The sequence below is a fragment of the Brevibacterium sp. UCMA 11752 genome (assembly GCF_021532235.1).
In the GTDB taxonomy this organism is placed as follows: Bacteria; Actinomycetota; Actinomycetes; order Actinomycetales; family Brevibacteriaceae; genus Brevibacterium; species Brevibacterium antiquum.
On the sequence record NZ_JACBOS010000003.1, the window covers coordinates 2,363,120 to 2,383,763 of the forward strand.

At 61.4% G+C, this 20,644-nt stretch carries 17 protein-coding genes; 13 read left to right on the forward strand and 4 right to left on the reverse strand.

The genetic code is table 11. The features are described from left to right. Positions 1 to 37: 37 nt before the first annotated feature. From HU144_RS10605 to HU144_RS10620, 4 genes are all read left to right on the forward strand, one after another. Positions 38 to 928, forward strand: coding sequence for a TrmH family RNA methyltransferase (locus HU144_RS10605; RefSeq protein ID WP_069600389.1), 891 nt, complete (start codon positions 38 to 40; stop codon positions 926 to 928). Between the two features lie 395 nt (positions 929 to 1,323). Beyond that, complete coding sequence (locus HU144_RS10610) at positions 1,324 to 2,106, forward strand: hypothetical protein (RefSeq protein WP_235351313.1); 783 nt, start codon at positions 1,324 to 1,326, stop codon at positions 2,104 to 2,106. 214 nt (positions 2,107 to 2,320) lie between these two features. Next, on the forward strand, positions 2,321 to 2,980 hold the full coding sequence (locus tag HU144_RS10615) for a pentapeptide repeat-containing protein (RefSeq protein WP_235351314.1): 660 nt from the start codon (positions 2,321 to 2,323) through the stop codon (positions 2,978 to 2,980). Between the two features lie 57 nt (positions 2,981 to 3,037). Continuing rightward, positions 3,038 to 3,385, forward strand: coding sequence for an SdpI family protein (locus HU144_RS10620; RefSeq protein ID WP_235351315.1), 348 nt, complete (start codon positions 3,038 to 3,040; stop codon positions 3,383 to 3,385). A gap of 33 nt (positions 3,386 to 3,418) precedes the next feature. Here the strand turns inward: HU144_RS10620 and HU144_RS10625 are convergent, their stop codons facing one another. Next, positions 3,419 to 5,074 carry an acetolactate synthase large subunit gene (locus HU144_RS10625; RefSeq protein ID WP_235351316.1) on the reverse strand — a complete coding sequence of 552 codons (1,656 nt, stop codon included), beginning with the start codon at positions 5,072 to 5,074 and terminating at the stop codon, positions 3,419 to 3,421. Positions 5,075 to 5,303: 229 nt separating this feature from the next. Here HU144_RS10625 and pheS point away from each other — a divergent pair, with 229 nt between their 5' ends. The 5 genes from pheS to HU144_RS10650 all read left to right on the forward strand — a co-directional run bounded on the left by pheS (position 5,304) and on the right by HU144_RS10650 (position 12,990). Next, positions 5,304 to 6,347 carry a phenylalanine--tRNA ligase subunit alpha gene (gene pheS, locus HU144_RS10630; protein WP_235351317.1) on the forward strand — a complete coding sequence of 348 codons (1,044 nt, stop codon included), beginning with the start codon at positions 5,304 to 5,306 and terminating at the stop codon, positions 6,345 to 6,347. Position 6,348: 1 nt separating this feature from the next. Beyond that, entirely contained in the window at positions 6,349 to 8,937 is a 2,589-nt protein-coding gene (gene pheT / locus HU144_RS10635; RefSeq protein ID WP_235351318.1) for a phenylalanine--tRNA ligase subunit beta, read from the forward strand. 88 nt (positions 8,938 to 9,025) lie between these two features. Beyond that, positions 9,026 to 9,907 (forward strand): SDR family oxidoreductase, encoded by an 882-nt coding sequence (locus tag HU144_RS10640; protein WP_235351319.1) that lies wholly within the window; start codon positions 9,026 to 9,028, stop codon positions 9,905 to 9,907. A 51-nt stretch (positions 9,908 to 9,958) separates the two neighbouring features. Continuing rightward, complete coding sequence (pabB, locus tag HU144_RS10645; protein WP_235351320.1) at positions 9,959 to 12,220, forward strand: aminodeoxychorismate synthase component I; 2,262 nt, start codon at positions 9,959 to 9,961, stop codon at positions 12,218 to 12,220. Then, positions 12,217 to 12,990, forward strand: coding sequence for an aminotransferase class IV (locus tag HU144_RS10650; RefSeq protein WP_235351321.1), 774 nt, complete (start codon positions 12,217 to 12,219; stop codon positions 12,988 to 12,990). Before pabB ends, HU144_RS10650 begins: the two co-directional genes overlap by 4 nt. 172 nt (positions 12,991 to 13,162) lie before the next feature. Here HU144_RS10650 and HU144_RS10655 read toward each other — a convergent pair whose 3' ends face one another. From HU144_RS10655 to HU144_RS10665, 3 genes are all read right to left on the reverse strand, one after another. Continuing rightward, on the reverse strand, positions 13,163 to 13,636 hold the full coding sequence (locus HU144_RS10655) for a hypothetical protein (RefSeq protein ID WP_235351322.1): 474 nt from the start codon (positions 13,634 to 13,636) through the stop codon (positions 13,163 to 13,165). Further along, complete coding sequence (locus HU144_RS10660) at positions 13,633 to 14,988, reverse strand: hypothetical protein (protein WP_235351323.1); 1,356 nt, start codon at positions 14,986 to 14,988, stop codon at positions 13,633 to 13,635. Before HU144_RS10660 ends, HU144_RS10655 begins: the two co-directional genes overlap by 4 nt. 236 nt (positions 14,989 to 15,224) lie before the next feature. Beyond that, positions 15,225 to 15,944: an aspartate/glutamate racemase family protein gene (locus HU144_RS10665; protein WP_235351324.1), complete on the reverse strand. Its 720-nt coding sequence runs from the start codon at positions 15,942 to 15,944 to the stop codon at positions 15,225 to 15,227. Positions 15,945 to 16,049: 105 nt separating this feature from the next. Between HU144_RS10665 and HU144_RS10670 the strand changes: the two genes are divergently transcribed. The 4 genes from HU144_RS10670 (at position 16,050) to dctP (ending at position 20,524) form a co-directional block, all read left to right on the forward strand. Beyond that, positions 16,050 to 17,000, forward strand: a complete 951-nt coding sequence (locus HU144_RS10670) for a LysR family transcriptional regulator (RefSeq protein ID WP_235351325.1) — start codon at positions 16,050 to 16,052, stop codon at positions 16,998 to 17,000. Further along, positions 17,000 to 17,536 carry a TRAP transporter small permease gene (locus HU144_RS10675; RefSeq protein WP_235351326.1) on the forward strand — a complete coding sequence of 179 codons (537 nt, stop codon included), beginning with the start codon at positions 17,000 to 17,002 and terminating at the stop codon, positions 17,534 to 17,536. Before HU144_RS10670 ends, HU144_RS10675 begins: the two co-directional genes overlap by 1 nt. 23 nt (positions 17,537 to 17,559) lie before the next feature. Then, complete coding sequence (locus HU144_RS10680) at positions 17,560 to 19,104, forward strand: TRAP transporter large permease (RefSeq protein ID WP_235351327.1); 1,545 nt, start codon at positions 17,560 to 17,562, stop codon at positions 19,102 to 19,104. A gap of 139 nt (positions 19,105 to 19,243) precedes the next feature. Beyond that, positions 19,244 to 20,524, forward strand: coding sequence for a TRAP transporter substrate-binding protein DctP (dctP, locus tag HU144_RS10685; protein ID WP_235351328.1), 1,281 nt, complete (start codon positions 19,244 to 19,246; stop codon positions 20,522 to 20,524). The last annotated feature ends 120 nt before the right edge of the window (positions 20,525 to 20,644 follow it).

Here is a 20,644-nt window from a genome sequence, read left to right on the forward strand (position 1 = left end):
ACTTCCAGCACTTCCAGAACGCGGGTCGACAAACTCCATGAAGCTTCCAGACGTCATCTCCTCCACACAGTCGAAACGGATCAAGAACGCCGTCAAGCTGCTCAAGCGCCACGGCCGCAAGACCTCGGGGCAGTTCCTCGTCGAAGGGCCGCAGGCCGTGCGAGAAGCGCTGGATCGTCATGTCTCGCAGGACCTTGACGGGCACAATCCTGGTGTTCCGGAGTGGATGGGCTCGACCATCGATCCCAAGGGTGCTGTCGTCGACCTCTTCATCACCGAGGAAGCGGCCGAGGTTCATCCCGAATTCGTCGAGACCGTCAAGGGCGCACAGATCGACTGGAACATCGTGACCCCGGAGGTGCTTGCCGAACTGGCGACGACCGTGAACTCACAAGGTGTCGTCGCCGTGTGTGAACACCTCGATGTGGCCCTTGACTCGGTGATCGACAAAGAAGCTCAGCTCATCGTGGTGCTCTCGCAGGTCCGTGACCCCGGCAACGCCGGCACGATCATCCGCCTGGCCGATGCCGCCGGTGCTGATGCCGTGGTGCTCACCAACTCGAGTGTCGACATCTACAACGACAAGACCGTGCGTTCGACAGCTGGCTCGCTGTTCCACGTCCCCGTGGTCACCGGTGTGGGACTGTCCGAGGTGACCGAACTGGCCCGTGCCCGTGGACTTCAGGTCCTTGCCGCGGACGCCAACGACGATGCCCATGACCTCCACCACCCCTGGGACTCCGGTCTCGACCTGACCGCTCGCACCACCTGGGTCTTCGGCAACGAGGCGTGGGGGATGGGCGAGAAGGACCTGGAACTCTGCGACGCCTCGGCCGCCGTGCCGATCTACGGCAAGGCGGAGAGCCTCAACCTGGCCACAGCCGCCAGCGTGTGCATCTACGAGAGCGCACGTAACCAGCGGATGTGAGGCAACTGCCTCTCGTTCAACGCTGGGTCAAGTTTTCCCCGTTGCCTCGGAGCGAAAACCTCCTTCAGCGTTGAACGACAGTTTCGAATGGTGGGCAGAGCGTCATCGATCCGCCTGTGATGGCGAGTGGTCTGTTGTCCACAGGCGCTTCGTGTCATCTTGCGGTAAGTGTCGTCATCGCAGATGCTGATGGCATGTTCGTCTGTCTGAGCACTGCAGAACTCACGGCTGCTGGTTGGTCTTCACACCAGATCGACAACGCCCTGGCCTGCTGTCTCCGACGGGTGCGGTCCGGCCGATACCTCGTGAAACGACAGTGCCAGACGCCGATTCACGAGCACATCGCACTGATCGCTGGTTCCGATCGCACGCATCTCCCGGTGGAGACCGCGGGAATGAGGAAACGTGATGAGGACCTGCGCATTCTCGTCAGATCGTACGTGGGCGACCTTCCGCCAGGGGCAACACTTTCGCACAGAAGCGCTCTCATCGTGCATGGGCTGCCTATCCCTTACTTCGACCGCGATGAGTCCATAGTCGCCGAGGTGGTTCATCCGACTCATGGAGTCCGCCGGAACACCCTCCTGATGAGGCGCCGGGACTACGGATCAGCCGAGGTATGCGAGATCGACGGAGCACGCGTGACCACGTTGCTGCGCACCTTGGCCGATATTGCTCGCGACTATCCGCTTGCGTTCGCGGTCGCCGTTATCGACGCCGCTATCCACACTTCCCTGGTGACCTTGCCGCTGGTTAGGGAGTACTGCGAAGCGCACCCGGTGCGGACGCGTCAACGCCGGGTCGATCGGGTGTTGGGGCTCGCTGACGGTCGCCGCGAGTCGATCGCCGAATCCATCTGTGCTGTGCGATTCGTCGAGTTCTCCATTCCAGGGTTCGAACCACAGGTGACCATTCGCGATGAGAACGGGAACTTCGTCGCGCGAACCGATTTCGCAAATAGGCGAGCGAAAACTGTCGCAGAGTTCGACGGCGCTGGAAAGTACCATCTGCCGGGCCGAGATCCGCGACGAGAACTCGAGCGCGAACGTCAACGTGAGTACAGGCTGCGAAACCTCGGATATTCGGTATTCCGCCTCCGGTGGCAAGACCTCTTCTCCGCTGATGTGTTCCTCAGAATCAAAGCACGCGTCGCGAGCACCACAGGAACCACAGGCTGACTAGCACAAGCATCCACACTGCGCGGCCGCTCGTTCAACGCGGAGCCAGCTCTTCCCGCCGAGGCAACAGGGAAAGCCTGGCTCAACGTTGAACGACGGCGAAACATGCGAAACAGCGCGAAGACGGCTCGGTAGTATGCAGCTGGAAGTAGGCACTAGGAAGGCGGGTGTGCCCGACGGCATGTGTGTCACCGGAACCCGATACGGTGAGCCTATGACGACTGAAGCTCCTCGCGAACCCAAGATCAAGCTGACGAACCTGACGCCTGGCTACCTCGGTGATATCGGTCCGGAAGAGTTTCTAGAGGGCATGGAGTTCACGGACCTTGACCTCGCCGAGGTGGATTCCACCCAGGCCACGTACCTGGACTGTTCGCTGTCCCGCGTGAACTTCGGGGCAGCCGAGGACCCAGTGGATCTCACCGGTGCACGTTTCTCGGGCTCGAAGATCGAAGACTCCCGCGCCGATACATGGACGATGCCACGGGGAAGTTTCATCCATACCGTGATCTCTGGAACACGGATCGGTGCTGGAGTCTTCCATGACAGCGTGTGGGAGAAAACGACCTTCAACAACTGCCGCATCTCCTACCTCAATTTACGCGGAGCCAAACTCACCGACGTCGAATTTCGCGACTGCGTCATCGACGAGATTGACCTCGACCGAGCCAAGGTCAACCGAGTGTCATTCCCCGGCTCCACGGTCGGAGTGCTCCAGTGCGAACAGGCGACGCTGGGCAATGTGGACCTCCGGGGCCTGCAGCCGCACAAGATCTCCGGAGTCCACTCATTGCGCGGAGCCACCATTGATGAAACACAACTGATGCTCTTCGCCGATCTCTTCGCGCACGAACTCGGCATCTCGGTCGAATGACCGCCGACGAGGCTGGTCCAACGGATCCGTAAGGAGAGCAGGAGGGGAGCAGCACCGATGTTCTACCCGCCGATGATGGGCTACCTGATCGTGACGGCGGTCAGCGTCTTGATGATCGTCGCACAGCGCAGACAGGCGATCGGCAGGAACTCTGTGATCGGGATCCGGACGCGGCACACGCGCGCATCCGATGCGTCGTGGAAGGCAGGGCAGCGCGCGGGCAGGCCCTACCTCATTGCCATGGCCGCCATCAGCATCTGCCATGCAGTAGCGCTGTTCTTCGCCGAGATATCGGATGCCACCACAACTGGCCACGTCCTGTCCGTAGTCGGATGGGTGCTCGTAGTCATCTGCGCCGTCTTGGCAGGCAGAGCGGCAAACAGCGCCGCAAGGTCAGTTGGATAGTGCGGCAGGTTCAGCCGGACTCTGAAGTCAGCCCTACTGATTGTCCAGCGCCTGAGTCGCTCGCTCACCCAACTCATCGATGAGAACTCGCTCGTTCTCCGAATAGTCGATGGGCACGACGACGAGGTGGACTCCACCGGCGGCGAAGGCCGACTCGAGGACCTCGTTCATCTCGCTGACATTCTCGAGCCGATGCCCGGTTGCCCCGTAGGACTCGGCATAGGCGACGAACTCCGGATTGCCGAACGTGAGGCCGTAGTCGGGCATGCCGTCCACGGCCTGCTTCCACCGAATCATGCCATAGGAGCTGTCTTCGAGGACGAGCACCACGAGGTCAAGGCCGAGGCGAACAGCGGTCTCCATCTCCTGGCTGTTCATCATGAACCCACCGTCACCGACGACTGCCATGACCCGGCGATCCGGGTAGGTCAGTTTCGCAGCCATGGCAGACGGGAGACCGGCACCCATCGTCGCCAATGCATTGTCGAGCAGGAGAGTGTTGGCCCGGGTGGTGCGGTAATTGCGGGCGAACCAGATCTTGTACATGCCGTTGTCCAACGCCACGATCCCGTCGACGGGCATGACCGTGCGTACCTCGGCGACGATGCGCTGCGGAATGAACCGGTCATCGGTCGAACGCTCTTCGATCTTCTCCAGAATCCCTGCCCGCATCGGCAACAGTGCCCCGGCATTGGGCACATGACCGACGAGTTCCACAGCGAGTCGATCGAGGCTGGGGCCCAAGTCACCGATGGTCTCGACCTGCGGGAAGTAGACCTGCTCGACGACGGCTGCCCGGTAGCCGACGTGGACGACGGTCGGTCCGTTCTCGTCCATCGTGAACGGCGGCTTCTCGGTCGTATCGTGGCCGATGGTGACGATGACATCGGCCTTCTCGATCGCATCGTGGACGTAGTCTCGGCTGGTCAGGGCCGCGGTGCCCATGTACAGGTCGGACGAGCCGGACACGGATCCCTTGCCCATCTGAGTGGTGAAATAGGGGATGCGCACCCGGGAGACGAACCGTGAGAGCGCCTCGCTGCAGTCCGAGCGCGAGGCATCGGCGCCGAGCATGAGCAGTGGCCGCTTGGCATTCCGGATCACCTGGGCTGCGGCATCGACGGCGTCATCGCTGGCAGTCGCCCGTCCATTCGTGTGCGGTTGGATCAGGTCTGCATGCTCGACAGGCATGGCGGCAATGTCCTCGGGAAGTTCCAGGTGGACCGGGCCCGGCCGTTCGGACCGGGCGACGCGGAAGGCCTCCCTGACCATGGTGGGGACCATGTTCGCCGAGGTGATCTGTCGGCTGTCCTTCGTCAGCGGCTTCATCGTCGCCACAGTATTGACGATCTGGAAGCGTGCCTGCTCGGCTGTGCGGATCCCCTTCTGGCCGGTGATCATGATCACCGGCATCCCGCCGAGGTGGGCGTAGGCCGCACCGGTCGCTAAGTTGAGCGCGCCGGGACCGAGCGTGGTCAGACACACTCCTGGCTTGCCTGTCAGACGCCCATAGGTTGCGGCCATGAACGCGGCAGCCTGTTCGTGGCGGGTGAGGACGAATTCGATCGAGGACTGGCGCAGAGAATCGATGAAGTCGATGTTCTCCTCACCGGGGATGCCGAAGACGCGTTCGACTCCCTCGTTCTCCAGGGCCTTGACCATGACATCGGAAGCTCGCTGAGTCGTCATGTTTCGACACTACATCTTTTGGAGTGGGGCCTCGATGACTCAGCTCACAGATGTGGGCACGGACAGGGATCCGGTGGAGCCGCCTCGGCGAGGGTGGGAGCCACAGGAGCGGCGGGACACGATCCGGACGAGTGGTCGAGCACGGAATCACAGGCGATAGACTTGAGCGCAGCAGACAAACGGCATTGAAGTACGCAGAAGATGCAGATTACGCAGATGAAGGACATTGATGACTGACCAGCTCGACCCTCTGGATGAGTCGGCCGTGAACGCGGCCGTTGACGCGGCACTGAGCGCATTCGCGGACGCACGCACCCTCGACGATCTCAAGGCCGCGAAGATCGAGTTCACGGGCGACAAGGCCCCGCTGGCGCTGGCCAACCGGGCCATCGGCGGACTCGACAAGGCCGATAAGGCCGCCGCCGGCAAGATCGTCGGCAAGTCCCGCGGCCAGGTCAAGAAGGCCCTCGACGCCCGTCAGGCCGAGCTGGAAGCCGAGCGCGACGCAGCAGTTCTCATCGAAGAGTCCATCGACGTCACTCTGCCCACTGACCGCAACCGCCTCGGCGCTCGCCATCCGCTGTCCCTCATCCAGGAACAGGCCGCCGACTACTTCATCGGCCTCGGCTGGGAAGTTGCCGAAGGCCCCGAGATCGAATCCGAGTGGCTGAACTTCGATTCCCTCAACTTCGGACCCGACCATCCTGCTCGCCAGATGCAGGACACCTTTTTCGTCGACCCCCCTGAGGCCGGCCTCGTGCTGCGCACCCACACGTCCCCGGTTCAGTCCCGCTCACTCCTGCAGCGCGGTGTCCCGCTCTACATCGTGTGCCCGGGCAAGACCTTCCGCACCGATGAACTCGATGCCACCCATACCCCGGTCTTCCACCAGATCGAGGGCATCGCCATCGACAAGGGCCTGACCATGGCCAACCTGCAGGGCACCCTTGACGGCTTCGCCCGCGAGATGTTCGGCCCGGAGTCGAAGACCCGCCTGCGCCCCAGCTTCTTCCCGTTCACCGAACCGAGCGCGGAAATGGACTTCTGGTTCCCCAACAAGGTCGGCGGGCCCGGCTGGATCGAATGGGGCGGCTGCGGCATGGTCCACCCCAATGTGCTCAAGGCCGCGGGCATCGACCCCGACGTCTACCAGGGCTTCGCCTTCGGTATGGGCATCGAGCGCACACTGATGCTGCGCGAAGGAATCAACGATATGCATGACATGGTCGAGGGCGATGTGCGCTTCTCGGCACGTTTCGGAATGAAGGCTTGATATGCGCGTCCCACTGAACTGGCTGGCCGACTACGTCGATCTCCCGGCTAATACGGATCCCCATGCCCTGGCCGCGGAGTTCGCGTCGATCGGACTCGAGGAAGAGGACTTCTTCGGCCCCGAGATGACCGGGCCCCTCGTCGTCGGTCGCGTCCTCGAACTTGTCAAGGAAGAGCACTCGAACGGCAAGACCGTCAACTGGTGCCGTGTCGACGTCGGCCCCGCACACAACGAAGATGCCGATGATCCGAAGGACCCGCAGCCCGGCGAGGAACGTCCCAGCCGCGGCATCATCTGCGGTGCCCACAACTTCGTCGTCGGCGACCTCATCGTCGCCTGCCTGCCCGGAGCCGTCCTGCCCGGTGATTTCCAGATCGCTGCGCGCAAGACCTACGGCCACAAGTCCGACGGCATGATCTGCTCGGCCAAGGAACTCGGCCTCGGCGAGGACCACGACGGCATCATCGTCCTCACCGACCTCGGCCTCAGTGGCGAGCCCGGCGACGATGCGATCGCCCTCCTCGGACTCGACCAGGTCACCCTCGACGTCAACGTCACCCCTGACCGTGGTTACCAGCTGTCGATGCGCGGCATCGCCCGCGAGTACGCGCAGATGAAGGGCCAGTCCTTCACCGATATCGGCAGCCCCACCGTCGCCGAGGTCAACGCCCCCACCGATGACGGGTTCCCTGTCGTCATCGAGGACTCCAACCCCATCGACGGCAACGTCGGCTGCGACCAGTTCACCGCCCTGCAGGTCACCGGGCTCGACCCGGCAGCGACAACCCCGTTCTGGATGCAGCGCCGACTCATCGCCGCAGGCATGCGCCCCATCAGCCTCACCGTTGATGTCACGAACTACGTCATGCTCGAACTCGGTCAGCCCCTGCACGCCTATGACACGGCGCTGCTGGGCGAGGAGATCGTCGTTCGCCGCGCGCAGGCGGGGGAGAAATTCACGACCCTCGATGATGTCGAACGCAGCCTGGACGCCGAGGACCTCCTCATCACCGACCGCGGTGGACAGGGTTCAGGCACTACCAGCGGCAAGATCATCGGTCTCGCCGGTGTCATGGGCGGCGCCGCGGTCGAGGTCAACGATAAGACGACCGACGTGGTCATCGAGTCCGCTCACTTCGATCCGATCTCGATCGCCAGGACCGCACGGAGGCACAAGCTGTCCTCCGAGGCCTCGCGTCGCTTCGAACGTGGAGTCGACCCGTTGCTCGGCCCCGTGGCCGCACGCCGCTGCGCTGACCTGCTCGTCGAACTCGCCGGCGGGACACTCAGCCCGGCGACGACACAGGTCGGGCAGGTTCCCGAGCCCACCGTCATCGAGCTTCCGATCAAGCGCGTCGACTCGCTCGTCGGCGTCGACTACACCACCGCCGAGGTGACCGGGCTGCTCGAAGGCATCGGTGCAGGCATCGAGGTCATCGGCAAGGACCGTCTGGCCGTGACCGTGCCCTCCTGGCGCACGGACATCACCGCAGACGTCGACCTCATTGAAGAAGTCGCCCGCACCGGCGGCTACGACCGGATCCCATCGATCCAACCGGCCGCTCGCGCCGGACAGGGCATGACCGAAGCACAGCGCACCCGGCGCCGGATCTCTAATCTGCTCGCCGCCGACGGGTACACGGAGGTGCTGTCCTACCCGTTCACGTCCGATAAGCGTGATGATCAGCTGCGCCTTGAAGCCGACGATGTGCGCCGCAAGCACATCCGCCTGGCGAACCCGATGTCCGAAGACCTGCCGCTGATGCGCACCAACCTGCTCTCGACCCTGGTCGAACTGGTGGCACGCAACTTCGGTCGTGGAGCCAAGGATGTCGCCCTGTTCGAGGCCGGGCTCGTCTCCACCTCGGCGGGACTGCCTGCCGGTCCCGGACCACGGCACCTGCCCGGCTACCACCCGACGGATGCGGAACTCGAGGAGGTCTACGCCTCGGTTCCCGCCCAGCCGTACCACTACGCGGGCATCATCTCCGGCAACGTCGAACTGCCCGGCGTCTGGGGCAAGGGCCGCAAGGCCGAGGCCACCGACGTCATCGACACTGTTCGTCGTATCGCCCGTACCAACGGCATCGAGGTCACCGTCGACGCGGACCAGGTTGCCCCCTGGCACCCGGGTCGGGCGGCGAAGTTCCTCCTCGCCGACGGTCAGACTCTCGGTCATGCCGGTGAGCTGCACCCGAAGGTGTGCGAGAACCTGGGACTGCCCGCGCGGACCGTGGCCTTCGAGATTGATCTCGACGCCCTACTGGCACAGGATGATCTGCGGACCTGGGATGGTGCCCTGTCAACCTACCCAGTCTCGCGTCAGGACGTCGCCCTCATCGTCGACGAGTCACTGCCCACGCAGACTCTGGCGGCGACGCTGCGCGAAGGTGCGGGGGAGGAACTTGAGCTTCTCGAGACCTTCGACCTCTACACCGGTGACCAGCTGCCCGAGGGCAAGAAGTCCCTGGCCTTCCGCCTGACGTTCCGGGCACCGGATCGTACGCTCAAGGCCGATGACGCTTCAGCAATGCGTGAGGCTGCGACGCAGCTGGCCGCTGAGCGCCACAACGCTGAAGTCCGCAGCTGAGGACTGAACGCATGATGGCCCGGTCGGTTGCTTCGGTATCCCGGCCGGGTCCTGTCACATCCGAACCGAACATCAGAGGAGTCTGACCATGACCGAGAAGCTGCCCTACGGAACCAACCTGCCCACAGAAGGTGCGAGCGCGGGGGCGACAGCTGTGCCGTCCGAGACCATCGCGGTCGTGACCGGTGGAGCCCGCGGCATCGGCCGCTACCTGTCCGAAGCGTTCGCGAAGGCCGGCTACCACGTGGTCGTCACAGCCACCTCGGCGTCGAAGGCTGAGGCAGCGGCGGCGGAGATCGTCGAGGCCACCGGAGGAGCGGTCACCGGGTTGGAGCTGCGCGCCGATGACATCGACTCGGTGTCGGCGTTGCGCATTGCGGTCGCAGCGCTCGAATCTGAGAGTGGCCGCCGTATGCAGGTTCTGGTCAACAACGCCGGCCGCATCGAGTCCACCGAGGGCCCGCTGTGGGAGGCAGACCCGGAGAGCATCAAGGGTGTCGTCGACGCCAACGTCCTCGGCGTTGCCCTCATGGTCAACGCCTTCGCGCCCGTATTGATCACAAACGCCGAGGCGACCGGTCGTCCCAGCCGCATCATCGACCTCAACTCGGGGTCGGGAGCGCAAGGGACTCCGGCGTATGCCGTGTACTCGGCGTCGAAGGCCTCCTTGTTCCGTCTCGCCGATTCCGTCGTCCACTTCGGCCACGAGAAGGGTCTGCGGATCTTCGAGATGGCACCCGGCGTAGTCGAGACCGAGATGACGAAGTCGATGCCCGTCCATGACTTCCGCGGTGAGGGCGACTGGACGAGTCCGTCCCAGGTCACCGACCTGGCCGTGGCGTTGGCTTCGGGATCGCTCGATGCATTCACCGGTCGTTACGTGCGTGCCGGTGCTGACAGTGAAGAGTCCTTGATCGCCGAGGCGGCCGCTGGCTTGGAGACGTCCACGCGGCGGCTCGTCCTCGGCTGAACTCCTCGGTCTTCGCAGAGTTCACCGGCAGACTGACGCATCGGCAGAGCAGTGATCCGCACACTTCTCATCGACAACTACGACTCGTTCACCTTCAACCTCTACCACTACCTCGCCGAGGTCAACGGCATCCCGCCGGTCGTTGTGTCCAATGACTGGACCGACTGGCACCCGGGTGCACTGGTTGGGTACGACAATGTGGTGATCTCACCCGGGCCAGGTTCCCCGGACAAGATCGCGGATTTCGGCATCTGTGCTGAGGTGATTGCGACGGCGACAATTCCCATCCTCGGCATCTGCCTGGGGCATCAGGGGATCGCCCTGGCTCACGGTGGATCCGTCGCTCATGCTCCCAGCCCACGGCACGGTCGGCTCTCAGAGATCCGGAACTTCGGCGTCGATCTCTTCACCGGTCTTCCGCCGACGTTCAACGCGGTGCGCTATCACTCGCTGGTCGTCACCGACGTTCCCGAGGAGCTTGAAGTGACTGCCTATTCCGACGACGGAGTCATCATGGGTCTGCGTCATCGAACTCTTCCGCAGTGGGGAGTCCAGTTTCATCCCGAATCGATCTCGACCGAGCACAGCCTGGCGTTGCTGGGCAATTTCGCAAGACTGACCCGGGAGTGGGCAAGCGGAGAGACGGAACCCTCGACCACTGGGACTCTGGGTTCCGGGACTCCGAGCTCCAGAACTCTGTCCTCCGGCACCCTTGACCGACCCGAGCCGGTCACAGTGGTCCTTCAGGTGGAAGCCTTGGAGCTGTCGGTACCGGTCGAGACCATCTTCGCAGGGTTGTACGGGGACGCGGAGGAAGCTGTCTGGCTCGATGGCAATGACCCAAGCAGTGGTTCATCGAGGTTCACCATCATGGGTGCGCCTACCGGGCCGAACGGCCGAGTCGCTTCGGCGGATACGCGCACCGGCACAATCCGCATTCGATACACCGGAAGTACTCCGGCGGGTACAACAGCCACTGAGGCGACAGTCAGCAGCGGCCTGTTCGACTGGCTCGAAGCCGAACTGGACGCCATCGACGTCGAGGCTCCGGCGCTTCCCTTCGACTTCCGCCTCGGCTGGGTCGGATACCTGGGATACGAGCTGAAGGCAGAGGTCGGTTCGCCTAACCAGCACCACTCGGACCTGCCAGACGCCTCCCTGATGTTCCTCGACCGCGCTGTCGTCATCGACCACGATGAGTCGAAGGTCTACCTGCTGGCACTCAACGGACTCGGCTCGTCACCAACAGACTGCGAGACCTGGTGCGCCCAGGCGAGGGCTGCGATCCAGGAATTCGCTTCCGCCGACCCGTTGGCCCCTGGGGGACCGCACGTTGGCCCGGCCTCCCACACCGCTGCGCTTACCGCGACGTCGCTGATGGCCCGTCAAACCCGTAAGCAATACCGTGACAACATCGAGCGGGTGCTGGAGAAGATCACCGACGGTGAGACCTATGAGGTCTGTCTGACCAATATGCTCGAAGCCGAGGGAGAGTTCGACACTCTGAGCGCATACCTCGCTCTGCGAGCACAGAACCCGACCCCGTTCGGCGTCTATCTCGTGTCGAAAGACGCGACGATACTCAGCACATCTCCGGAACGCTTCCTGCGCATCGGCTCTGACGGTCGGGTCGAGTCCAAACCGATCAAAGGCACACGAGCACGCGGCCGCACAGACGAGGACGACACCGCGATCAAGGAGGAGCTGCAGTTTTCGGAGAAGGATCGCTCGGAGAACCTCATGATCGTCGACCTCGTCCGCCACGATCTTGGCGCCACTGCCGAACTCGGGTCTGTCGATGTCGACGTGCTCTTCGGCATCGAATCCTATGCCACTGTCCATCAGATGGTGAGTACGGTCAGTGCGGTCCTCGACCCCGAACATTCCCCGGTGGCGTGCGTCCGAGCGGCGTTCCCACCGGGATCGATGACCGGGGCGCCGAAGCTGCGGACGATGTCGATCATCGACGAACTCGAGACCGGTCCCCGGGGTGTCTACAGCGGGGCAGTCGGCTACTTCTCCCTCAACGGCGCCGTCGATCTCAGCGTGGTCATCAGGACGCTGGTCGTTGCCGATGGCACCGTTCGGTACGGGGTCGGTGGTGCAATCGTCGCCCTCTCTGACCCCGAGGACGAATACGCTGAAACTGTGGCAAAGGCCGCACCTCTGTTGCGACTGTTCGGCGACGCAGTATTTCCTGGAGCGGGCGAGAGCCTGCCGCTTGGTCGGGGTGTGAGCGATGCCAACCTCGATCACGAGGAACTCATCAATGATCACGAGGAACCAATTGATAGGGAAGGCACCGCGACATGAGGAGCTGGACTTGGGACCCACTGCGCAGAGAATTCGTGTCGGGTGGTGCAACCGGTGAACTCCGACTCGCAGATTCCTGGTTCGTCGGTGATGGCAGAGTCCGCGCATTCGAAAGGCATCGCCGACGATTCAGCAAGGCTGCTCTCGAGCTGGGGTGCACTGATGCGGACTCGACCGACTTCTGTTCAGCGCTCATCGACCTCATTCCGCGTTCGGGGGAGTGGTTCCCCAGAGTAGAGGTCCTCGGCGACGACGAACCTGCCCTCGGGTTTCGGCTGAGACCAGTACCGTCTCGCACCGACGAACTCGACGTGTGGATCCCACCATTCTCCGATCCGCGTCAACACCCGAAGACAAAAGGCCCAGACATTGGACGTCTCGGCGAGCTGCGGACTCGGGCGCACGAGGAGCATAGGTGCGACGAGGTGCTGCTCGTCGACGAACACGGGTTCGCCGTCGAATCGGCAACCTCGAGCCTGCTGTGGTGGGAGGACGAGACACTGTGCGTTCCGCATCCTGAGCTCGCTCAGCTTCCGGGCGTGACCACCTCACTGATCCAAGACGAAGCTCGCAGACGGTCCATCAGGATCGAGTATCGGCGGGTGCGACCATCCGATCTGTTGAGACACGAGGTGTGGCTGGTTAACGCTCTGCACGGAATCCGGCGCATCCGCGCCTTTTCCGGCCAGCTCAATTGCGAATGCGCTCGTGCGACGAAGAAGTTCTGGGAATGGAAGGCGTGGCTCGCTGTCCAGATGACACTTGTGTGACCGGAGCATCTGGTTCACAGCCTTTTGGTGGCTAAACAAAGATGACTCGTAAATCTCTACAGTGAGACGCAAAACTATTGATATTGATTGAAATATATAAACAATTACTGGCTTTCGCAGATGTGTATCGTTGGTCCTAGTCTTTGCCTTTGGAGTGCAGGTCGAGAAGATCCTAAAACTGAATCAAGCGTATAGCGCCGGCAACGCACTTGCGCATAAAATATACAAAGGCGGCGTCTATATGGGTGTTTGATCTGGCGATGTAGTCAGCCAGGAAATAGTCTTCGTAGGCCAAGACGATCGGAGGTTTCTGTGCATCCGTAAATTCATCGAATGGTTCACTATAAGAGAAGCTCTTGGGAGCCTCGATTAAATTGCCAATGATGCACTCTCCGGACTCTTGCAAGTCAAGAAGTCGAGCAAAACCTAAAGTTCTATCAGTTTCAGCGGTCGCACCTAAGAATGCCACCAGCGGATCCATGTGATAAACAGGGTGACCTTCAGATAAGTCAACCCCACTCACCATTTGACCACGCGTCTCAACGGGAATGTCATCATAAGGAATTAGTATGAAAATTCGGGCTTGATCATCTCGATCCTTTAGGGCCAACAAATGGAAGCCTTCGATGGATTCGGCGTCGATCATTGCGGGCCTCCAAGCGGGTCAAAATCAAATGGAAGACCGTCAGTGGTGGTCAGAAAACTGGTTGGTGATTTTCGATTACCGTTGGCAGGTGGATCGAAAGGGTCACTTAAGAACATGTTCAAACTAGCCGCCTCCGCTTCTCTATCTCTTGCAGAAGGCGGATCGGTTGCTTGATTTCTACCCAAGACTTTGTTACTAATTTGATGTAAGTACAGTGCCAGGGGAGGAGCTGTAGCTGTTGCTACGGTACTTGCTAGATCCAGCCCAAGCATCGCGGACAGCGGGGCGGACGTAATTCCTGCGAAGATTACCCCTTTCAGCTCCGATCCAATTCCTTGAAATTTCGATTTATTGTCGTTTCTAATTTCCGATGTGCGATTCCTGATCCTATTGATTAGATCCAGTCGATCTGCAATGTCAAGGTCGGTCGAAAGTAGTGTCAAGTCACCACGGACCGTATTGCGCCATTCGGTCATCTTGTCGCGTTCCCGAATCTTTAGAAGATCGGAAGGCTGCATCGTATCAATGAGCTCCTTGGCATAAGTGGGAAGAGATACCATATTTCGAAGTGCACCTTGTTCGCGGATGGTTTCCGAGTCTAGGGCTTCGGGCAACTTCAACGTGTTCGGAAGCCACGATGATCTGCTCTTTGCGATCCATTCAACTAAATCTGGCCCAGCAATCCAATCAGGCAAGTAGAGATCCATCGTTGTGGGATTCGAAGCTGTTTGGGTCAAAATTCGATTCAACATCTGGAACCACATAGAGAGGTCCTGCTCTATGTTATGACGCGAATATTCGCCGGCGGCGTTGTGGACGTAGCCATACCTTTTCTCAACAATCGGATAGAGCTCGTCGTACGCCTCATGAGCAATTCGTGAAAAATTCGATCTGGGCTCCAGAGGCGCATCTACTGCGTGATAATAGAGGAGTTGCTTCTGTTCCAATTCTGAATAGTCGATTATTCTTCTTAAGGCCCATACGAAGGAATTTACGCCAAAAGAAGAACTCAATCGACTTTCGCTTAGTGACTTGTCCGGATCCGAAGAAGTCGATATCTTGCTTAGTTCGTCTGGGACGACGACTTGATCTGCGTAGCTCAAAGATCTCGAAATGAATTGCTTTTCATTTTGGTATGGTTCAAAATGTTGGGCGATGTAGTCAGCGAGGAAGGCAGGGCGAAATTCATAACTGTACTTCTCAGGTATGGAATCGGGACCCTGTTGTTGGTATATAGAGATGATGTTGTGTGCGATGCGCGTCTCGTCTGATCGCGTTTGGGTGGACAACCAAAGGTTTTTGATAGTGGGTTCGGCGCCCATTGCTTGTGCCAGCATGTCGACTAGCTTCATTGCGATTGATCTCCTGCAGTGTGTTGGCTCACTGGAGTGCTGGTCCTTCGACGCTACCATTACCAGCCACGCAGTCTGGGTATGTGGCTTGCGTTCCACAGTGATCAATCTAGTTGTTGTCTAGCTCTTGGGCGCCCGTTTACCTGCGACAGAGGAATCGCCGTGATTATGTGAATGCAAATCGGCGAAGCTGGATCCTTGTAATCGCGGTCGATCCTTTTTGAGGCAAAGGGGAGTCAATTGCAAGCTCGGGTCAACGATGACTCCTCCGCCATCATCCACTCCACAATCGCCGCAACATGCGCATCAACCGAATCAATGGCCGACAGGGGAGCGGTCTCCGGCGGAATCAGCAACCCGATCTCCGTGCAAGACAGTGCCACAGCATCCGCGCCGCGAGCCTTGAGATCCTTCATGATCTCGGCATAGCGAACACGTGAGGCATCAGTGAACTTACCCTGAGTGAGTTCGTCGAAGATGATCTGGTCGACTTCGAGGCATGTGGCCTCGTCAGGAACCAGTGTCGCGATGCCCTGTGCCTCGAGCCGCTTAGTGTAGAAGCCGTCGAGCATCGTCCACTTCGTGCCGAGCACCGCCAGAGTCGAATGGCCCTGATGCTTGGCCATCGTCGCAATCGCGTCGACGATATGGATCAGAGGCGTATTGACCGCGGTCTCTACGGCAGGTGCGCACTTGTGCATGAGGTTCGTCGCGATTGCCACCGCCTCGGCGCCGCCATCAACGAGTCGCTGTGCCGTTGAGATCAGGGAGGTATCCATGCCCGTCCAATCCTCGGCGACCTGCATGTCGCGGATATCGGCGAAGTCGGTTGAGTCCAACAGGATCTGTGCAGAGTGATGTCCGCCGAGTCGCTCAGCCACAGCCGAGTTGATCTTCGTGTAGTACTCGATGCTTGAGTGCCAGCTCATTCCACCCAACAGGCCGATCCTGCGCATTGTTCGTCTCCTCGTCCTCGTGTATCAGTGTCTTCCCTCCAGTCTCGTCCTCACCAGGGACTCCCGGTAGGCCCAGTTGATTCTGCTATGACATAAGCTGGACTTATGGCAAATGTGTTTGAGCAGGCGCTCGACGTCGGCGAACCGAAACGTCTGCTGATCTTCGGCGCGATCGCCGAGGCGGGCAGCATCGGAGCAGCCGCACGCGACCTAGGCTGGTCACAACCGGCGCTGTCCCAACACATGAATGCGCTCGAAAAGGACCTCCGCGTCAAACTCTTCGAACGCACCTCTCGCGGCATCGTGCTGACCACCGCCGGCCAACTGACACGCATCCGCGCGAACGAAATAGCCACCTCGGTGACGGGTTTACGAGGCGACCTGGCCAGAGCATTCGGCCTCGGCGGACGCAATGTCCGGCTGGCTGGATTCCCCAGCTTCGTCGTCGGCCCCTTGGCGGCAGCCTTGGGAAGTCTCGCATCGTCCTCCGGTACGGGCACCGATTCCGTCCAGCACCATTCCTACGAGGTTGCCGAAACAGAACCGCCCGAAGCCATGACTCTGCTGGAGGCAGGCGAGATCGACGTGGCCTTCCTGTTCCATCACGAAGATGAGGAGGCACCGCGGCTGCCCGCTCACGACACGGTCGACCTCGGGGTCGATCATCTTGACCTGCTGGTCCCCGAACGATGGAACCGTGCTGGACAGATCACTCACCTCAGCGATGTCGCGGACCTGCCGTGGATCATGGGCTGTGTGCGCTGCCGCTCCACCGCCGAGCGTCTCTGCCGGCGTGCCGGCTTCGAACCACGCACACGACACATCACTGATAACCCGGGTGCGATCCAGTCGCTCGTCTCCAACGGACTGGGCGTTGCCCTTCTGCCGCGAAGCGCCCGTCGCTACTCTCAAGTGGCCGGCATCGACCCGATCGTCCTCGACGAAGCAGGGGCACGCAGAGTCACCGCGATGATCCCCGATGGTCTGCGCTCGACGTCGGAGGTCGAGGATCTGTTGGATGCGCTTCGTGCGGTGGAAGTTGCAGGTGATGTGTGATGCTGGCATTCACCACAGTCCTCAACAAGTGCCTGACGATCACCACGGCAGCGGCGATCATCATCATGATGCTCCACATCGTCATCCACGCGCTCACGCGTTCCCTCTTCGACGCCCCGATCTACGGCACCAACGAGATCGTCGAGTATTGGTACCTGCCGATCGTGGCATTGCTGGGCATCCCGGCCGCACAGTTGCAGAAGGAACACATCACCGTCACCATGGCCATCGACCGGGCACGGCCAGCCACCGCCTCGGTGTTCACAGTCTTCGCCTGCATCCTCGGCGCACTCGTCTCCCTCGCCTTCGCCTGGTTCGGTCTCATGAAGGCACTCGAGAACATGGCGATCGGCTCGACCGCTGACGTCTCCGACATCATCACCTGGCCGGTCTACTTCCTCGTCCCGATCGTTTTCATCCTCCTGGCCACGCTTTACGTCCTCGACGCCATCCTCATTGCCCGCGCCGGCGAACCCGAGGTCGACCGTGCCACGGGGCAACCGGCCGAGCACGATGCCGACACCAGAACCTACTGACGAGCCGCCGACGGAAACGACCTGTGAACGCAAATACTGATACCTCCGCAACCGGCCCGACTCCGGACGGCAGCACGCAGAACAGCCCTCAACTGCTGCCCTCGGGTTCCCGCCGGAGACCGCCCGGCTACCTCGCTCTGACTATCGGCTTCGGCCTTGTCGCCATCTGCCTGGTCGGCCTCTTCACCAGTCCCTCGGCGGCGATCGGCGGCGCCTGGTGCATCGCCATGATGCTGGTGCTGCTGTTTCTGTCGGTACCTGTCGCCATCGCCTTGTCTGTGCCCTCCATCGTCGGCGTCTACGCGGTTAGCGGCATCCCCGCGACCATGAATATCCTCTCGACGGCACCGTTCAGCGCGGTCTCGGACTGGACGCTGAGCGTGCTGCCGATGTTCATCTTCATGGGCATGCTGCTCACCCAATCCGGACTCTCCGGCAAGATCTACCGCGTGGCCGACCACTGGTTCTCCTGGCTGCCCGGCGGCATCGGCATCGGCACGACCTTCGCAGGCGCCGGACTCTCCGCGGTCACCGGGTCGACGATCGGCATGACCTACGCCCTCGGCCGAGCCGGCATTCCCGAGATGCTCAAGGCCGGCTACGACAGACGAATGGCCGTCGGGACGATCATGGTCTCGGGCATGACCGGCAACCTCATCCCACCGTCGATCCTCATGGTCATCTACGCCGGCATCGCCTCCGTGCCCGTGGGCCCGGCACTCATGGCCGGCGCCCTGCCCGGGATTCTGCTGGCGCTGTGCTTCGCCGTCTTCATCTTCGCCATCGGTGTCATCGCGCCGAGACTCGTCGGCCGCGGCGTCGATTCCGCCGACCGCACGACACCCACCTGGCACCAACGGCTGACGTCACTCGGCGGAGTCTGGGGTTTCCTGGTCATCCTCGTGGTTCTCTTCGGCGGCATGTTCTCCGGCATCTTCACCCCCACCGAGGCCGGAGCCGCCGCCGCACTGTGCTCCGTTCTGCTGTGCCTGTGGGAGAAACGCGGCGACCATCCCTGGCGAAAGATCGCGGACTCGGCCATGGCCACGGTGTCGGCCACCTCGGCGATCTTCTTCATCATGATCGGCGCGACGATGCTCACCAGCCTGCTCGCGATCACGGGGCTTGCCCCCATCCTCACGGGATTCATCAACGGCCTCGGGCTCTCGCGGGTGGGCTTCCTGCTCGTGCTCATCGTCCTCTACGTCATCATGGGCATGTTCTTCGACACCATGTCGATGATGCTGCTGACCATCCCGATCCTGCTGCCGACGCTCGAGACCATGGGAGTCAGCCCACTCTGGTTCGGTGTCTTCGTCGTCCTGCTTGGCGAATTCGGCATGATCACCCCGCCTGTCGGCATCATCCCCTACATCATCAACAGCATCGTCAAGGACAAAGCCGTCAACCTCGGACACACCATCACGCTGCGCGACATCTTCATCTCCCTGCTGTGGTTCCTCCCCGTCGCCGTGGTCTTCCTCGTCCTCCTGGTCGCCGTACCAGGCATGACCGAATGGCTGCCGGATCTCATCGAGCGCACCAGCGGTGGCATGGCCAGCAGCTGACCCTCGCCGAGGTGGCCCTGCAGTTCCGTCGCACACGCCGGTGCGGGGATTTCGGGAGGTGTGAGGGGAGTCATAACGAGGTGGACTCATTCAGCTCTATGATCTAAGGAAACTCTCAGTCATTGTTCAAAGGGGTCCCATGAATCGCATTCGGTCGGCGGCAGTCCGCCCTCTCACCGCCATCGCGACGCTCGCGTCGCTGGCGCTCTTGGCCGGATGCGCCGGATCTGTCGGCGGGAGCGATTCAGACTCGGATGCCTCCGCAGGGGAGGGCTTCGCCTACGACGCATCGCAGGACGAGATCGATGAGGCACTGGCCGATCTTGAACCCGTGACCCTGAAATTCCAGCCTTCGGCGATGTCGGAGAAGTCGATCCTCGCGCCGAACGGGCTCGATGTGAAGAAGGCGATCGAAGAGCGCTCGGGCGGGAAGATCACCGTCGACATCGTCTGGGGTCAGGCCATCGCCAACTACGCCGACGTCGATGATGCCCTGGCCGACGGCCGAGTCGATCTCGCCTTCACACTGCCGTCCTACACCCCGGCCGAATACCCGGCCTTCGACGCGCTCGGTACGGCCATGTCGACTCTGCCGTCGTCACCGGTCGCCAGCGACCTGGCCGCGAATGCCGCCGGTGTCCAGGCGGCGTGGGAGACTCCCGAGGTTTTGGCCGAGTTCGAGGACAAGAAACTCGTGCCACTCATCCCGATGCTCGCCGCCGGTGGGTATTCCACAATGTGTTCGAAGCCGATGGCGTCTCTCGATGATTGGAAGGGCAAGCAGCTGCGTGTCGGTTCGGCCGCCGCCGGTAAGCAGGTCACCAATCTTGGGGCCACTCCGGTGTCGCTGTCATTCCCGGAGACCTATGAGGCGCTGCAGCGGGGAACCGTGGACTGCGATCTCGGGCAGCTCGCCCCGAATGTCGAGGCTGGCACGTTCGAGGTCGCCCCGAATATCGGAGTCGCCTCCGATGCGGGAATCGCGCGCTCTGCCGGTGCCATCACAGCCGGGAAGAAATACTCGGAGCTGCCGGTGGCCTACCAGCAGATTGTGTTCGACTCGATGTCGACGACGTTCTCCACCATGATGGAGGTCGTCATCGGCGCCAAGGCGAAGGCCGTCGAGCAGGCGAAGGCCAACGACGGATCGGTTGAACCGTTCGATGACGACGTGCAGAAGCAGATGGCGAAGTACGCCAAGACGCTGTCCGATAAGACGGCGAAGAAGGCCGGCGTTCCCGACGCGCAGTCGACGTTGAAGACCGCAGGCGCCGACTGGCAGAAGAGTGTCACCGAGCTCGGTTATGACGACAAAGGCGACTTCGCTGCGCTTGACGAGTGGTACCCGAAGGATGCGAACTACGACGAGCTCGGAACGCAGCTCTTCGAGAAGGCCATGGCCGAGCATCGGCCGGAGTGAGTGTTGTCAGTAGTTGAAGGTGACTTTCAGGACTCGAATACACGAGCATGAAGTTCAAGCCGTTCGGCCGCCCACCCTTCGATCGGCTTCGAAATATCCGGCTTGGCTATCCCTAGCCAG

Coding starts and splice junctions, on each gene's coding strand:
- HU144_RS10615 (WP_235351314.1), top strand. CDS start 2,321: ATGACGACTGAAGCTCCTCGCGAACCCAAGATCAAGCTGACGAACCTG.
- dctP (WP_235351328.1), top strand. CDS start 19,244: ATGAATCGCATTCGGTCGGCGGCAGTCCGCCCTCTCACCGCCATCGCG.
- HU144_RS10625 (WP_235351316.1), bottom strand. CDS start 5,074: ATGACGACTCAGCGAGCTTCCGATGTCATGGTCAAGGCCCTGGAGAAC.
- HU144_RS10675 (WP_235351326.1), top strand. CDS start 17,000: ATGCTGGCATTCACCACAGTCCTCAACAAGTGCCTGACGATCACCACG.
- HU144_RS10655 (WP_235351322.1), bottom strand. CDS start 13,636: ATGATCGACGCCGAATCCATCGAAGGCTTCCATTTGTTGGCCCTAAAG.
- HU144_RS10665 (WP_235351324.1), bottom strand. CDS start 15,944: ATGCGCAGGATCGGCCTGTTGGGTGGAATGAGCTGGCACTCAAGCATC.
- pheT (WP_235351318.1), top strand. CDS start 6,349: ATGCGCGTCCCACTGAACTGGCTGGCCGACTACGTCGATCTCCCGGCT.
- pheS (WP_235351317.1), top strand. CDS start 5,304: ATGACTGACCAGCTCGACCCTCTGGATGAGTCGGCCGTGAACGCGGCC.
- HU144_RS10640 (WP_235351319.1), top strand. CDS start 9,026: ATGACCGAGAAGCTGCCCTACGGAACCAACCTGCCCACAGAAGGTGCG.
- HU144_RS10605 (WP_069600389.1), top strand. CDS start 38: ATGAAGCTTCCAGACGTCATCTCCTCCACACAGTCGAAACGGATCAAG.
- HU144_RS10670 (WP_235351325.1), top strand. CDS start 16,050: ATGGCAAATGTGTTTGAGCAGGCGCTCGACGTCGGCGAACCGAAACGT.
- HU144_RS10660 (WP_235351323.1), bottom strand. CDS start 14,988: ATGAAGCTAGTCGACATGCTGGCACAAGCAATGGGCGCCGAACCCACT.
- HU144_RS10650 (WP_235351321.1), top strand. CDS start 12,217: ATGAGGAGCTGGACTTGGGACCCACTGCGCAGAGAATTCGTGTCGGGT.
- HU144_RS10620 (WP_235351315.1), top strand. CDS start 3,038: ATGTTCTACCCGCCGATGATGGGCTACCTGATCGTGACGGCGGTCAGC.
- HU144_RS10610 (WP_235351313.1), top strand. CDS start 1,324: ATGAGGAAACGTGATGAGGACCTGCGCATTCTCGTCAGATCGTACGTG.